Here is a 16334-nt window from a genome sequence, read left to right on the forward strand (position 1 = left end):
TCTTATAGAACTAACGGGTGCTTTAGCTTAGGATCGGAGCTGTCTTTAAAAGGCAGCTTTTTCTTATGGCACTAACGGGGCAGGTTAGCTCAATAACAATAGAGTTGTACCAATTAGAGTCTGAATATAAAATGTAGTAAATATTAAAGAAAAAATGGGGGGAATTACTTGGATAAAGTAAAAAATGCTTTAATTATAGTAGATGTACAAAAAGCTTTTGAGGATAAAAAATGGGGAGAGCGAAACAATCTAAGTGCAGAAGAAAATATTAGAAAGATACTAACATTATGGAGGGAAAAGGGCTGGCAAGTAATACATATTCAACACATGTCCGATAACCCTAGTTCTGTATTCCATCCAAAGAATGAAGGATTCGCTATAAAAAAATTGGTTGAGCCTCTTGGAGAAGAAGTAATTATAACAAAGAAAGTAAATAGTAGTTTTATCGGTACAAAATTAGAAGAGTTTCTAAAATTAAATGATATTACAACAGTAGTAATAACAGGTTTGACTACGCCCCACTGTGTGTCTACGACCACAAGAATGAGTGGGAATTTAGGTTTTAATACATACCTTATTTCAGATGCGACAGCAGCATTTGGCATAAAAGACCAAAATGATAACTATTATGATGCCGAGACTATACATAATATTTCTTTAGCTACCTTAAATGACGAGTTCGCTACTATACTTACAACAGAACAATTAATAAATGAAGTATTTTAAGTTTGTTAAACTAACAGGGTGCATTTACTTCATAAAGGGAGGTTGCTGCGGCAATCTTTTTTCTTACGGAACTAACGGGTTACGGCGGCAACCCTTTTATGCTATTTGGAGGAAAAATATATGGATTTAGATATTGTAAAAGCCAATTTAAAGGATAAATATTATGAATATAGAGAAAAAGGATATGATTGTAAAGAAGCATATAATAAAATCTTAACCAGTATAAATCATTGGGTAAATGAATTGTCCATTTCATTAATAAGAAAGGAAAATTCTATGACTTTAGATCAAATAAAAAAACTTTCATCTATAGTTTATGAGAATGTCGGTGAATGGGTAGGAGCTCCAAAAGTTATTTATAGCGACACTTTACCTGTAGTTACTTATGATTATCCTAAGGAAAAAGGCAATAATCCATTAAATATTGAATGTAATGATAAATATTTTATTCGTGCAAATGGCTTCTCTTATTCATATTCACAATATCTTTCGGACTCTGAACTTGTTAGGGATAACGAGGTACATAGGAAAATTCCAATGGGCTATAAAAGTCTATCTTTGTATGAGAAAATGGTATTCATTAAGAATGGACAGATTATAAAAAGCTTTGAGGAAATCCCAGAACAAGCCGAAGGAGATCATTATACAATCATTACAACATCGGAATATCTTGGTCAAGGTGGTTATCAAAATTCCCCAGATTTAAGTTTAGTTGATAAAACGGATTATTTAAAAATAAAACAGTTGGCCATTTCCTTGGCGGAAAAGGATAAAAAAGGAATTTATCTTGTTTGCAAAAATAACGACAACATTTATTGGCATTAAACTTATTTTTCTTATTCCACTATCGGGTGCGTTAGCGCCATAAGAGGGCCGCCAATTGGCGGCCTTTTGAATGTACGATCTTTACAATAATCATACTTTCAAAACCCAATAGAAAAATCCCCTTGGTTACCAATTGGATTTTTTTTATTTCGCAAATTAAATTTATTCATGATAATATAAAAAAATCAAATACTAGTAAGGCAGGGCGGAGGTCAGTCAATTCTGGCTCCATCCTGCCTTTTTTGCCCACCCGATATTTGGAGGTTTTATTTTGAATGTTATCGTAAATAAATTTAAAAAAATGGGTTACAAGCATGTTTCTTTGTACGCCATCATAGCCCTTTGTTTTGTGGCTTCTGTTTTCTTTGTTCATCACAATTATTCATTCTATGAACTTCCAATAGCCAAAGTCATCAAAACAAATCTGGAAAATACAACTGAATTGAATGATATGTACCAAAATGAAGATCGACTATTTACCCAGAGTATAATAGCCGAATTACAAAATGGAGAAGAAAAAGGACAGCTTATCCATTTAAAGAATGAATATTCCTCATCCGGAGCTTATGATCAAGAATATCGAGTTGGAAATGATTTGTTTGTTTCGATTGATACGAAGACAGAAGAAAATTCAGAGTTAACTGGAACCATAAAAGACGTAAAGCGTGATAAATTTGTGTTGATTGTAGCATGGATTTTTATCTTGACATTACTAATCGTTGGAAAAAAGCAAGGACTGTTTTCAATTATAAGTTTGGCAGTCAATGCCATATTGTTGTCATATGCATTAGATTTTTATTTGAATACATCAGACATTAGTTTGGTATTGATATGCAGTATAAGTATCATTCTATTTACGGTCCTTTCTCTTTTACTCGTTAACGGTTTTAATGAAAAAACATATGCAGCTATTATTGCGACACTGTTAGGGACTTTTTTATCGCTGTTCATTATTTATCTTGTTATGTGGTTAACTTCCGGAAATGGCCTTCGATATGAAGAAATGCAATTTCTCACTCGTCCTTATAAAATGGTGTTTATGGCAGGATTATTTATCGGATCTTTAGGAGCCGTAATGGATATAGCCATTACCATGTCTTCTTCTATTTTTGGATTGTATGAAAAGAATAACCACATATCAGTAAAAGCACTTAAAACTTCAGGATTAGAGATTGGAAAAGACATCATGGGAACCATGACAAATATTTTGTTTTTTGCCTATATAAGTGGCTCCATACCTACGATTATTTTGTATTTAAAAAATTCTTCTGCATTAGGATTTACCCTTTCCATGAACCTTACATTGGAATTGGCCCGTGCCATAGCTGGTGGTATTGGAATCGTGTTAACTATTCCGATAGGTCTATATATTTCTATTTTTTTCATTAATCGAAAGAGGGAAAGATAATGAATGTATTAGTGTTGCTAGCGTTCATATTATTAATATTGATGATCTTGATTGGTGGAAAAAATGGAGCACGTTCATTTTTTGCTTTTTTCCTAAACTTTGGTGTGTTTCTTTTTACCATCATTTTTATGACAAATCCAAATAATGATCCGTATATCGTAACATTGATTGCATGTACGGTGATTAGTTATATTAATTTATTTTTTATTAACGAAGTGAATAGTACAACAAAAACAGCATTCATTTCTACTATTATCACGATTGTTATTGTACTCTTTTTTATTGTCATTGTGACGGAAAATGCGATGATACAAGGTTTTGGTGAAGAAGAAATAGAAGAGCTTAGCATCTTTTCCCTTTATATTGGAGTAGATTTTGGTAAAATTGGAGCATCAGTAATTATTATGAGTACTATTGGCGCCATTATCGATACAGCCATGGCCATTTCATCTCCCATGCGAGAAATGTTTCATCACCATCCATCCATTAGCAAGAAAGATTTATTCACATTTGGAATAAGTATTGGGAGAGATATCTTAGGAACAACTACGAATACATTATTTTTTGCCTTCTTTGGAGGCTATTTGGCATTGCTTATATGGTTTAAAGATTTATCCTATTCTGTTGGAGAAATCGTAAACTCAAAAATATTTAGTGCTGAAATGATCACTATATTTTGTGCTGGAACAGGAGTAGCCCTGATTATTCCTATTACTGCCTTTATTACTGCTTATTTTTTGGTGAAAAAAAGAAAAAATAAAGAGAAAGTTATATAGGTTTTATGGCAAAAAGGCTTATGAGCACTCATTTGTATAAGAGGAATAAGTTTTTGAGGGAGGTAAGTTTAGTTTTGCATAGCCTTCAATAAGGGCCATTATATGAATAAAGATAGAGAATGAGGCTGCCATTTGGCGCCTTTTTTCTTAATGAACTCCCATGAAAATTAAAAAAGCTCAAAATCCAGAAAAAACCACAACAAAAAATAGACCCAGTAAAAACGCTTTTTAAAAAAAGGCTGAGCCTTATGAGTGATTTGATTGAGTTTGGTAAATCGTTAAACAAAAACCTCCAATCAAAGCAAATTAAGTAGAGGCTAGCGCGACGACCAAAAAAGGATTAATCTCCCATGAGTGCTACCCAAAAAGGGCGCGACAGTCGGTCGTACACCGTGGTCGTCGGAGTCAGACTAACGGATGGCCTCAAAGGCACCATAGTTCAACGACCTTCTTCGCCAGCCATTAAAACATTATCGACATAGAGACCAATTTTCACTCTCTGTGGTGAAGCGCTGATTTTTGCGCTTCATGGATGGCTAACGGGTGCGTGGGACTTGATCCCGTGAACTAAACTGTCCGCCCCTACTTGTAGAAACATGTTTGAGGCTGGTTGGGACTTAGATCTCGTATAACAATCGAAGCTATGACACCGCATGGATGACTAAGGGGTACTGGTTAGTAAGTAGAGGAGAGAAAAATAATGAATCCAGTTGTTGGTCTGGATGTGGCAAAAGGAGAGAGCCAAGTTCAGGCATTTTTAGATCAATCTAAACCGTATGGGTAGAGCTTTTTCAATAAAGCATATCAAAGAGGAATTAGATCATTTTTTAGACTTTCTAAAAGAAGTTGAAGAGGTGACAGGGCAGATGAATTAATAAAGGAGTTATGTACATTTTTTATTCAGTAATGGATGAAATTGTAGATGAGTATTTCCCAAGCATTTATAAAAAGTGAAGATGAATTGAATGAAATAGAAACGAAAAAAACAAATCAAGATTTAATTGAAAATTATGTTAAACATCATTATGCAAAAAAACTATTGGTTCTATGATGCCTTTAAGTATCTCATAATAACAGTTTGCTCGAAGGCATAGCAGAAGGGATTAACCTTGGTAATCAGTATATAAAAGTTAAGCCAACGATATCTAAAATATGATACATCGCATTTTAGATGTCGTTGGCTTAGTTGGCTTAATATTACTTAGAAACGGGCTGAACATTATAGTATTCTTCGAGTGTCACCCCTTGAGCTTGAATGTCTTTTGCTATCTCTATACCTACATAACGAATATGCCAAGCCTCATATTTATAGCCTGTAATTTCTTGCTTACCTTCTGGGTAACGAATGATAAATCCAAACTCACTTGCATGTTTAGCTAACCAATCAGCCTCTTTAGTTTGACCAAAACATTCCTCAGCAGCACAAGTGCCATTAATGCCACTTACATCAATAGCCAAGCCTGTTTGGTGTTCACTGGTTCCTGGATATGCACTATAAGTTTTAGCCTTTTCAAGCCCATCCCTTTCTACATAATTATTAAAAATAGCTTCTTGCGTTTCCTGTGAACGAAATGCCGATACGCCGGCTAATTTAATATCGTCTTCTTCGGCCTTAAGAAATAGTTTTTCCAAGGCTTCTCCGGCCTCTTTGCGCATCATTCGTTTTTCGATTTTTTCCTTGAATATAAACGGTACATTTGGATAATAAAGGTCATCAGGTCTGTATTTATCAGGAAGTGGATTTAACTTATTTACTAATACGGGAATGCTTTGAGGATTTGCAGAGACTTTAATAGCCTCTTGTTGAACCATGTTAATATTAGGTTCATTTTCCTTTGGGTTAGAAGCTGAATTTATTGTACCAACACTTTGATCGTGTATATTATCTTCTTCTTTAGAGTTATCCTTAACTGTACAGCCTAAAGTACATAAAAAAATAAATGTTAGTAAAGCTATGGTGTAAATGGATCTTAACATAGTGCGGCCCCCAAGTTCAATTTGTTACTAATCCTGCTTAATATTTTTATACAAAAATTTAACAATCGATATGTTAGGGAGGGAGAAAGCAAAAATGAAGTGTCCTATCATTTATTCTCTTATATCCATCACATTTCGATTAATCATTCAATATGAAAATAGATCTTATTAAAAAAGAAAATAGTCGATAGATTCCCATAACTTAAACTTAAACATAAACATGAAATCGTATATCCTGTATTTGTTTTTATAAATCGTAATTATTACTATTTATAATTTGATAAAACTCACAATATCAAGAAATAAGATAAAAATCAATATCTTTAAAGTACATTCCTACTAATTTCTGTAATGCCTACTCATCTTTTCCTTCTGTGCTTTAAAGAAATCCCCCATATATTGACGACCATAAGGTGCTGTGTAATGAAATCCCAGTTCTGTTCAGCGGAAAAGCCATCCTTTTGCTGTTGAACCCTCATTACCAACAGTATCTAAGAATACCCCGACTAACTCCTTATATCTGTGACGTGGCTTCCCATTTCTAATAAATCGTCGTGCTGCACCGATATGTAATGGCGAATAAAATCCAAAGCGATAAACATAGAAAGAGATAAAATTGAAAATTACGACACTTCTCAATCTGCAATAGTGTAAAAAAAACTTGACCAAATATTGACACTTTCCAACATTATGCTATAATTCATTTTGTAATTGATAATCGTAATCATTACTATTTGAGGTGGATAATACTTTATGAAGAAAGGAAAACCAAAAAATATAATGTAGAGGGTAGTTGAGATGATCCAGGAAATAGATTTTATAAAATTTAATCCAACACAAAATATGACAATTCTCGTTAAAACTAATTATCTAGTTGAAGAGTATAAGCACATTGCTGAGAAAATCATGTCATACGACAGCGTGCATGCAGAACAAGTTGGATTTATAGAAAAGCCGATAAATAATAAAGCTGCTGCAAAGTTACAAATGGCTGGAGGTGAGTTTTGTGGTAATGCTTGTATGGCACTGGCAGCTTTTATAGCATCTGAAAAAGGACTAAAGCATAATGATTTGGCGGAGATAATATTAGAAGCTTCAGGCACAGATAAATTAATAACATGTCAAATGAAAAGAAATTTAGATGAATATCACTGTCTGGTTACTATGCCTATTCCTAAAAAGATAGAACAGAGAACAATAAAGTATGATGGCAACGATTTGAATATGATTATAGTGAGATACCATGAATTTATACACATTGTGATAGAAGTGGAGGAATTTAGTAAAACAGTAAGGGAAAAAGCGCAATCTTTAGCAAAGTTGCTTGGAGTAACATTAGGTGCTAACTTGATCGGCGTTTTATTGTATAAATCGAAATCTGAGGAAATGGCTCCCCTCATTTATGTCCCACATTTAGATAGTATGATATGGGAAAGGGGGTGTGGTTCCGGTACAGCCTCCTTAGGAGCCTATCTAGCTTGGAAGAATAAAGGGGAGATTGTTACAAATATAAGGCAACCCGGTGGCGATATTAAAGTATTTGCTACTTGTCATGGAGAAGAATTAACAAGCCTTTTGATTGAAGGGTCAGTCCAAATAGTAGCACAAGGCAAAGCTTTTATAGATGGTTAGTTATAACATTGTACTGGGGGGAATTTAATGAATGCATTAATAACTTTTCAAGAATATTTAAGTGAGTTTTCAGAAAAATTTGATGGTTTAGCAGGAAGTTATGATCATACAATCAATAATTGTTCAGAGTTAGAGAGTTTAATAGATGACTATTCAAAATTCATAACAAACGAGAGGAATAAAGAAGCTTGGAAACAATTAGAACTACAAGAATCTAGTGATTTGAATCAACTTGTGATGAACCTAAGAAGAAAATCCGCACTTTGTGTAGCTATTATGGAGAAATATCGTGCAATCAAGCTACTGGATGGAAATAGTGAAAAGGCAGACTATTTTAAAAATATAGAATCATGTATTGAAAAGGAATTTGGCAGTTTTCAAATTACTTCGGAGTCAAAAGTATTGTTAGTAGGATCAGGATCATTTCCAATGACGCCATTATTAATCGCTAAGCGAACAGGAGCAGAGGTTGTAGGCATAGATATTGATGATGAGGCTATTCAACTTGGACGAAACGTAGTAGAGAAATTAGGAAATGGATTAAATATTAGATTAGAAAAAATATTAGTGGAAAATCTTGATTTTACGAAAAACGTGACTCATATCATTTTTAGTTCAACTGTTGAAAGTAAATATTACATATTGGATCAATTACATACATTAACGAATGAAAACGTAGTTGTTGCTATGAGATATGGTGATCATTTAAAGTCCTTATTTAATTTTCCATCAAGAGAGGTTGATGGGCAGAAGTGGAAGATGGTTGAAGAAATATTGCGTCCAGATCATGTGTTTGATATCGCATTGTATAAAAAAGCATAGCTTACTAAATTGTAAGAAGAGGAGGCCTTTATGAATGATTTTAAGCGAGTCCTACTATTAGGCACTGGCCCAACATCTATTCAACTAGCTATGAATCTAAAAAACCAATTGAATTGCTACGTAGGAATTGTTGGGAGAGAATCTGTTCGTTCAGAAAATTTTTTTGAGGCACTTAAGGAAAGTAATCATTTAGTTCGTGTAAGCGTTCAAAATGAAAAGCATCGAACTATGCAAGGTGAATGCTTCATTGATCAAGTTTTTAGAGGTTATGGAACAATTAAGGGTGAATGGGATACTATTATTCTTGCTGTAACAACGGATGCTTATATAGAAGTATTAAAACAAATTAATAATGAGAAATTAAAACAAGTAAGGTGTATTGTATTAATTTCTCCGACTTTCGGTTCCAATAGCTTAATCAATAATTATATGAACCAGCTTAATTCAGATGCGGAAATTATCAGTTTTTCTACATATTACGGTGATACACGATGGATGCACGGTAAACCTTCTAATCATGTTTTAACAACAGCAGTCAAGAAAAAAATTCATATAGGCTCTACACATTATCCATCTAAAAATGTCGAGGGACTATGTAAGTTATATGAACAATTAGGTATTACTCTTGAAAATATGAAATCTCCAATAGAAGCAGAAACGAGAAATATTTCTTTATATGTTCACCCACCGTTGTTTATGAATGATTTCACACTAAGTGCAATATTTGGTGACTTAGAAAGCAAGAAATATGTTTATAAACTTTATCCTGAGGGGCCTATTACACAATATTTAATTAGGGATATGCTGGCTCAATGGAAAGAAATCATGAATATCTTAGGGAAATTAAATATAGAAAATTTAAATCTACTTAAATTTATGACAGATGATAATTATCCCGTGAGATTGGAAAGTTTATCACGTCATAATATAGAGAATTTTAATCATTTAGAAGCTATCCATCAAGAATATTTATTATATATACGTTATACCGCACTGTTGATCGATCCTTTTTCAGAACCAGATAAGGATGGGAAATATTATGATTTTTCTGCTGTTCCAATTAGAAAAATGTTCGTCAATAGGGAAGGATACTTGGATATCCCTAGGATGCCTAAAGAAGACTATTATCGTATAAAAATAATTCAAGGAATTGCAAAATATTTAAATTTAAATTGTCCAACAATAGATAAATTCATTAAAACATACGAGAATAAAATTGAAAAAGTGGCTCAATCCCATGAAGATGAATTGCTATCTAATGCATTTGTTGTTCAAAGCTTTGATGAAGATTTGAATATGATATGCAGTGAAATAGGAAAAAGTATAAGCGCAAAGAAGTAGGAATAGTACTTGTCTTAAGTTAATAGAGTAATATACCGTGTAAATAGTAATCATTTCGATTTATAAAAGGGGATTTTTTCAATTTAGATCATATTTGGCCAGTAAAAGGTGAATTAAATCAAATTAGTTAGGCTAAAGGGAGAGAAATATATTGTTAGTTAAAAAATTTAAGTTAGCATCTCTAATATTTTTGGTTTTATCTATTCTAGTTGCCTGCTCTGCAGAAAAATCTAATAGTAAGAAAAAGGAAGGTGCTGATTCAACGAATAGCTCAAAAGAGTTAGTTTATGCATCCTCCAAAGATATTAATGATATAAACCCGCATCTGTATACAGGTTCAATGCCAGCTCAAGGGATGGTCTATGAATCATTGGTTGAAAATACAGAAGATGGGATTAAACCTTTGCTTGCTGAATCCTGGAAAATTTCAGAAGATGGAAAAGTATACACTTTTCATTTAAGAAAAGATGTGAAATTCCATGATGGAGAACCATTTAACGCAGAGGCAGTAAAGAAAAATATTGAGGCTGTGCAAAACAACGCAGAAAAGCATGCTTGGATTAAATTATCTACAAAAATAGAAAGTCTAAATATAGTAGATGCTTATACAGTTGAACTTGTGCTATCAGAAGCATACTACCCAACTTTGGTTGAATTGTCTATGACCAGACCTTACGTATTTTTATCACCCAAAGATTTTAAAAACGGGGGAACTAAAGATGGCGTAAATGGATTTAATGGTACAGGACCATATATTCTCACTAAACATAAAACTGATGAGTACGCCACTTTTAAAGCGAATGAAAACTACTGGGGTGGCTCACCTGAAATTAAGAAGATTACTTCTAAAGTTCTTCCAGCAGGGGAAACGACATTTTTAGCTTTACAAAAAGGAGAAGTAAACTTTGTTTTTACTGATGACCGCGGTGCAGACAGTCTTGATGTAGAAGCAATGAATCAATTAGTTGATTCAGGTGATTATCAGTTGGTTAGAAGTGAACCAATGAATACGAAAATGATTGTAGCAAATAGCAGTAAATCTGATAATCCAGTAAGTGAAACAGCTGTTCGTGAAGCCATTTGGCACTCGATTGATAGAGAAACCATTAGTAAGGATATTTTAAATGGTACGGAAACAGTAGCTAATACACTATTCTCACCTAACGTCAATTATGCAGATGTTGATTTGAAGAAAAGAGGCTATGATTTAGAAGAAGCGAAAGAGATTTTAGAAGAATCAGGATGGGCAGCAAAAGATGGTTCTGATGTTAGAACAAAAGACGGCAAAAAATTAGCAATGAAACTTTATTATGATAGCAATTCTTCCTCCCAAAAAACCCAGGCTGAGTTTATCCAAGCTTCAGTAAAAGAGATCGGTATTCAGCTAGAAATTATCGGTGAAGAGTCAACTTCAATTGCAAATAGAAGATCGACGGGTGACTATGATCTATTATTCAATCAAACATGGGGACTTGCGTATGATCCACAAAGTACAATCTCTGCTTTTACTTCTGAGGCATCTTATTTACATACTACAAGCGGTATTGCAAACTCAGATGAACTCTACAAGAAGATTGATGAAGTAATGGTGTCACCTGATGAGAAAACACGAAAATCGTTATATGCGGATATTTTGACGATTGTACATGATGAAGCAGTCTTTATTCCCATTTCAAATGGCAGTGTCACTGTAGTTGCCCCAAAAAATTTAAAAGGCATATCATTTAAGCAAACGCAATTTGAGTTACCATTTGAACTGATGAACTTTGAATAGAAATATAAATAAAAAGGGGAAGATTCCCCTTTTTATTTATGTGAAGAGTAACCTTTTAAGTATTATATTGCAGAAGTAAGTGTGTTTTTAAAAATTTCTATTAAAAGGAGATTTTCTATGGGAAGTTACATCATTAAGAGACTATTCATATCAATCCCTTTACTTTTGGTCATTTCATTTTTAACGTTTATTCTAATTAATCTTTCTCCCTTAGATCCAGTTGAAGTGGTATTGCAAGCGCAAGGTGTTCCAACAATAACAGATGAATTAATTGCTCAAACGAAAGATGAGTTGGGGATGGATAAACTATTTATTATACGATACTTCGATTGGGTTATTGCTTGCTTACAGTTGGACTTTGGGGTTTCCTACGTGACAGGAAAACCGGTTTGGTCGTTAATTGGTCCTGCTTTTCTAAATACGTTAAAACTAACGTTGGTTTCATCTGTTGTCATTATTGTTCTATCGATACTTTTAGGTGTGATCTGTGCGATGAAAGAGGGGAAAATTATGGATAAGTCAGTAAGGGGATTTTCATTTTTCCTAACGGCAATGCCGTCATACTGGATGGCGACTCTTATGATTTGGTATTTTTCCGTAAAAGTGGATTTATTGCCAACAAGCGGAATGGAGTCGTATAAAAGTTATATTCTACCGGTTATTGTCATTGCGATAAGCTATGCAGGCATTTATTTTAGGGTCGTTAGAAGTTCGATGTTGAGTAATTTAAATGAAGACTATGTACTGTATGGAAGGGCATGTGGCTTAACAGAGAGGAAAGTCACCATGCACATCTTAAGAAATTCATTGCAAGTGGCCATTTCGATATTTTGTATGGCTATACCTATTATATTGGGAAGTACAGTCGTTATAGAAAATGTATTTGCTTGGCCAGGATTAGGAAGTTTAAGTGTTCGAGCTATTCTAGGCCGGGATTTCCCGATTATACAAGCGTATGTACTTATTTTAGCAGTGGCCTTTGTATTATTTAATACCATTTCCGACATTATAAACGCTGTGATGAATCCTAAATTAAGGAATGATATCTAAATGAGACTATTTGAAAATTTAATAAAAGATAGGTTAGGCACAATTTCTCTCATAGTTATCGTTGTAACAATCGTTGTTGGCATTTTCGCCCCTATATTTGCTCCACATGACCCTGAAGAAGTAAATATGAGCCTTCGTTATGCTTCTTCATCATGGGATTACCTATTAGGTAATGATCACTTAGGACGATGTATTTTATCCAGAATCATTTATGGCATTCGTCCCAGTGTTTTATGGGTTTTAGTTGCATTATTCATATCTGTCTTGATTGGAGCGGTTTTAGGATTTCTAGCAGGCTACTTTAGAGGAAAAGTAGATGCCACTGTAATGAGAATTTGTGACACGATGCTATCTTTTCCAGGATACGTAATGGCATTAGCTGTTGTTGGTATTTTAGGTGTGGGGCTTGAAAATATATTGATTGCGTTTACCTTGATTAAATGGGCATGGTTTGCTCGAATAATCAGAACGTCTGTTATGCAGTTTGCTGAAAAAGAATATGTGAAATTTGCCAAAGCATCAGGTATTAGTGACGTGAAAATTATTTATAAGCACATGGTTCCTGTTACATTTTCTGATATCGCAGTGATTTCGAGCAGCTCAATTGGTTCGATGATTTTGCAAGTATCAGGCTTTTCATTCCTAGGATTAGGAATTCAAGCCCCAAATGCTGAATGGGGAATGATGTTAAATGAGGCAAGGGAAGTAATGTTTACAAGACCAGAATTAATGTTAGCTCCTGGACTAGCCATTATTATGGTAGTATCTGCATTTAACTTTTTCTCTGATGCACTTCAAGTTGCCATAGACCCTAAATTAATTACCTCAAAAAATAAGCTTCAAGAAGAGTTAACAATCTCTAAAATTAAGCTTCAAAAGAGGTGGCAAAATAATCTATGAATATATTAGAAGTTAGAAATCTGAGAATATGGGATAGTAGCTCCGGTAAAGTGATTATCTATAATAGTTCATTCCATTTAAAGCTAGGAAGCTGTCTGGCAATTGTAGGAGAAAGCGGAAGCGGTAAGTCTCTGACTTGTAGGTCAATAATGCGATTAAATAAATCCTGGCTTCACCAATCAGGAGACATTTTATTTAAAGGCGAAAACTTAAACGAAATTTCAGAAAAGGAGATGAGAAAGAGAAGGGGAAGAAAACTTTGCATGATTCTACAAAATGGGATGAGTGCATTTGACCCTTCCTGTGTAATTGGGGTTCATTTAAAGGAAACGCTTGTTGAACATTTCGGTTGGAGTAATAAAGAAATCGAAGAAAAAATAAAAAATGCTATGAAAAGTGTCATGCTGAAAAATCCGATAGAGATTATGAATAAATATCCACACCAGCTATCGGGTGGAATGTTGCAGCGAATAATGATTGCGTTAGCATTAGTATTAGAACCAGACATTATTATTGCTGATGAACCAACAACAGCTTTAGATACTATTTCACAATTTGAAGTCGTTGAGCAATTTATAAAAATACGGGAAAGAATGGGCTGCTCTATGATCTTTGTTTCTCATGACTTGGGAGTTGTTAGAGCAATTGCTGATGAAGTTATGGTCATGAAGGATGGAGAAATTATTGAAAGAGAAAAATCAAAAACTATATTTTCAGAACCGGAACATGACTATACCAAATATTTAGTATCTACTAGACTAGCGTTGAGTAATCATTTTAAGAAAATAATGGGGAGAGCTTAAAATTGCTAAAGGTTGATAGTGTGGAGAAGTCTTATAAAAGTGGTGGACTCATTTCAAACAAAAGACAAAAGATTTTGAACAATATTAGTTTTGAATGTGGAAGTGGCGAATGTCTCGGTATTATCGGAGAAAGTGGGAGCGGGAAGTCCACCTTAGGTCGTTTACTAATAGGAATTGAAAAGCCAGATCGGGGAACCGTTTTATTTCAGGGTGAAAATGTAGGGGATAGAAGAGTGAGATCGGGTAACATTAGCGCTGTTTTTCAAGACTATAAATCTTCCATTAACCCATTTTTTACAGTTGAGGAAGCCATTATGGAGCCATTAAAAATTAAGAGCAAGCTCAAAATAGAAATTCAAAACAGGATTGATAATCTATTGAATCAAGTTGGGTTAAATCCGTCCTACAGAAAAAGATATCCTCATGAATTATCAGGGGGAGAGGTTCAAAGGGTATGTATTGCAAGGGCCATTTCCACAGAACCAAAATGTATTTTATTAGATGAAGCAATCAGTTCTTTAGATGTATCAGTTCAAATACAAGTGCTTGAATTACTTAAGGAATTAAAAAACCTCTACAATATGAGCTATGTATTTATTACTCATGATATTCAGGCCGCCGCCTATATTTGCGACAGGGTCATTATTTTTAGAAATGGTCAAATTGAAGAAGTAATTAAAATCGAACAATTAAAAAACGTGCAGTCAGAATATGCTAGAAAATTATTGGACAAATTAATAACTTTTTAGATTATTTTCGAACTAGGAGGAGAAAAAATTGTGAGTGGAGCTATGTCTTGGCCGTTTCTGCGTTTATATCTGTTGGTTCTTCTTTATTTTAGTGCCAATGCCATTCTAAATGTTATTATCCCCTTACAAGGGGAATCATTAGGAGCCAGCAATACTACTATCGGCTTGATAATAGGGGCGTATTTATTTACAACCATGTTCTTTCGTCCGTGGGCAGGTCAAATCATTCAAAAGCATGGACCGATAAAAGTGTTGCGCATTATTCTTATAGTCAATGGTTTTGCTTTACTATTATATACGATTACTGGGTTAGGCGGCTATCTAGTTGCCCGTATGTTACAAGGGGTGTCGACAGCTTTTTTTTCCATGGCATTGCAGATAGGCATTATTGATGCACTACCAGAGAAGGATCGCTCTCAGGGCATCTCACTTTATTCTTTATTCTCTTATATACCAGGTATTATTGGACCTATACTGGCATTAGGAATTTGGCAAGGAGGTATGGATTATTTTACAGTAGTGATGATAGCAATTGCCATCACTACAGGGGTGTTTGGCTATAGTGCCAAAATGGAAAAAGGAAAGGATCAACCTGCTTCAGTTAAAAATGAGCAAGGAGTAAGTATGTTTAAGGCATTTAGTCAGTTGGTAAAAAATCCGTTTCTGTTTAAATGCAGCGTATTGATGTTAGTTACCTCCATTGTATTTGGAGCGATTACAACCTTCCTACCACTGTATGCTATGCAATTAAAAAACGGCAATGCTGGAATTTATCTCATGCTTCAGGCTGGTACCGTTGTCTTTGCTCGTTTTGCTTTAAGGAAAAGGATTCCTTCAGACGGTAAGTGGCATTCATCATTTATCATGGGGGCTATGCTTCTTTTAGCGATAGCGGCGCAATGTGTAAGCGTTTCTATAACGGGTGGGGCTTTCTTTTTCTATGCAGGTGCGATTTTAATGGGGATAGCTCAGGCAATTATCTATCCAACGTTAACAACGTATTTAACCTTTGTATTACCTAAGGTAAATCGAAATGTGTTACTTGGTTTATTTATTGCTATGGCCGATTTAGGTGTTTCGCTAGGTGGTGTCATTATGGGGCCGATAGCTGATTTTTCCTCATACTCATTTATGTATATGATTTGTGCTATCCTAGGTGTGACGATGATCATTTTTGCATATGATCGACGAAAAATATTTGTTGGGTAAAAATAAAGGAGTCTTTCAAAAGTTTCATATATAACTTTTGGAAGGGTTTGTTGAATTTAATATTTTATTCTTATAGAGGATAATCTTTTTATAGGATTCTTTTTCTTTTTAATGGCTAATTAATTATGTATGAGATAAGCCTAAATTAAGAAAGAATGTAAGTTGGCATATTGTTGTGAATTAAAATCAAAATGATCAATCTTTTTTATAAAAAATAACTCATCAGAAAAAGCTCGTTTTGATCAAGCTCTAATCAAAACGAGTATTTTTGTTTGCAGCTAAATCAGCGTTTACGGAAATTTTTTAAACAAACTTTATTCCAAACCAACATCCATACTATAA

Annotated in this window: 15 protein-coding genes and 1 pseudogene; 15 read left to right on the plus strand and 1 reads right to left on the minus strand. The window is 34.1% G+C overall.

The annotated features are described in order from the left end of the window. Positions 1-168 precede the first annotated feature (168 nt). The 6 genes and pseudogenes from J7J00_RS25980 to J7J00_RS28455 all read left to right on the plus strand — a co-directional run bounded on the left by J7J00_RS25980 (position 169) and on the right by J7J00_RS28455 (position 4786). Entirely contained in the window at positions 169-726 is a 558-nt protein-coding gene (locus tag J7J00_RS25980; protein WP_214795837.1) for a cysteine hydrolase family protein, read from the plus strand. Between the two features lie 120 nt (positions 727-846). After that, a complete protein-coding gene (locus tag J7J00_RS25985) occupies positions 847-1551 on the plus strand; it encodes a hypothetical protein (protein WP_214795839.1) in 705 nt (234 codons plus the stop codon). Positions 1552-1822: 271 nt separating this feature from the next. After that, positions 1823-2959 (plus strand): YibE/F family protein, encoded by a 1137-nt coding sequence (locus tag J7J00_RS25990; RefSeq protein ID WP_396020613.1) that lies wholly within the window; start codon positions 1823-1825, stop codon positions 2957-2959. Then, the gene (locus J7J00_RS25995) at positions 2959-3735 is read left to right on the plus strand and encodes a YibE/F family protein (protein ID WP_214795841.1); all 777 of its coding nucleotides are present in this window, start codon (positions 2959-2961) and stop codon (positions 3733-3735) included. The genes J7J00_RS25990 and J7J00_RS25995 overlap by 1 nt, the downstream gene beginning before the upstream one ends. 700 nt (positions 3736-4435) lie before the next feature. Continuing rightward, positions 4436-4598 (plus strand): annotated as a pseudogene (locus tag J7J00_RS28450) (IS110 family transposase); the annotation flags it as partial. Between the two features lie 59 nt (positions 4599-4657). Then, complete coding sequence (locus J7J00_RS28455; RefSeq protein WP_286201588.1) at positions 4658-4786, plus strand: hypothetical protein; 129 nt, start codon at positions 4658-4660, stop codon at positions 4784-4786. A gap of 146 nt (positions 4787-4932) precedes the next feature. Here the strand turns inward: J7J00_RS28455 and J7J00_RS26000 are convergent, their stop codons facing one another. Beyond that, positions 4933-5712, minus strand: a complete 780-nt coding sequence (locus J7J00_RS26000) for a M15 family metallopeptidase (RefSeq protein ID WP_214795843.1) — start codon at positions 5710-5712, stop codon at positions 4933-4935. A gap of 798 nt (positions 5713-6510) precedes the next feature. On the opposite strand from J7J00_RS26000, the gene J7J00_RS26005 reads away from it, so the two are divergent. From J7J00_RS26005 to cntE, 9 genes are all read left to right on the plus strand, one after another. Continuing rightward, positions 6511-7344: a histidine racemase CntK family protein gene (locus tag J7J00_RS26005; protein WP_214795845.1), complete on the plus strand. Its 834-nt coding sequence runs from the start codon at positions 6511-6513 to the stop codon at positions 7342-7344. 27 nt (positions 7345-7371) lie between these two features. Then, entirely contained in the window at positions 7372-8166 is a 795-nt protein-coding gene (locus J7J00_RS26010; RefSeq protein ID WP_214795847.1) for a class I SAM-dependent methyltransferase, read from the plus strand. 30 nt (positions 8167-8196) lie between these two features. Next, complete coding sequence (locus tag J7J00_RS26015; protein ID WP_214795849.1) at positions 8197-9507, plus strand: opine metallophore biosynthesis dehydrogenase; 1311 nt, start codon at positions 8197-8199, stop codon at positions 9505-9507. Between the two features lie 151 nt (positions 9508-9658). Beyond that, positions 9659-11281, plus strand: a complete 1623-nt coding sequence (cntA, locus tag J7J00_RS26020) for a staphylopine-dependent metal ABC transporter substrate-binding lipoprotein (protein WP_214795851.1) — start codon at positions 9659-9661, stop codon at positions 11279-11281. A 117-nt stretch (positions 11282-11398) separates the two neighbouring features. Then, the gene (gene opp1B, locus J7J00_RS26025; protein ID WP_214795853.1) at positions 11399-12331 is read left to right on the plus strand and encodes a nickel/cobalt ABC transporter permease; all 933 of its coding nucleotides are present in this window, start codon (positions 11399-11401) and stop codon (positions 12329-12331) included. Then, positions 12332-13231, plus strand: a complete 900-nt coding sequence (cntC, locus tag J7J00_RS26030) for a staphylopine uptake ABC transporter permease subunit CntC (RefSeq protein WP_214795855.1) — start codon at positions 12332-12334, stop codon at positions 13229-13231. Continuing rightward, positions 13228-14034 (plus strand): staphylopine uptake ABC transporter ATP-binding protein CntD, encoded by an 807-nt coding sequence (cntD, locus tag J7J00_RS26035; RefSeq protein WP_214795857.1) that lies wholly within the window; start codon positions 13228-13230, stop codon positions 14032-14034. The genes cntC and cntD overlap by 4 nt, the downstream gene beginning before the upstream one ends. A 2-nt stretch (positions 14035-14036) precedes the next feature. Then, complete coding sequence (locus J7J00_RS26040) at positions 14037-14783, plus strand: ABC transporter ATP-binding protein (RefSeq protein WP_214795859.1); 747 nt, start codon at positions 14037-14039, stop codon at positions 14781-14783. A gap of 30 nt (positions 14784-14813) precedes the next feature. Continuing rightward, the gene (cntE, locus tag J7J00_RS26045; RefSeq protein ID WP_214795861.1) at positions 14814-15992 is read left to right on the plus strand and encodes a staphylopine family metallophore export MFS transporter CntE; all 1179 of its coding nucleotides are present in this window, start codon (positions 14814-14816) and stop codon (positions 15990-15992) included. The last annotated feature ends 342 nt before the right edge of the window (positions 15993-16334 follow it).

The organism is Bacillus sp. ISL-4 (assembly GCF_018613275.1).
GTDB lineage: Bacteria > Bacillota > Bacilli > Bacillales > DSM-1321 > Peribacillus > Peribacillus simplex_E.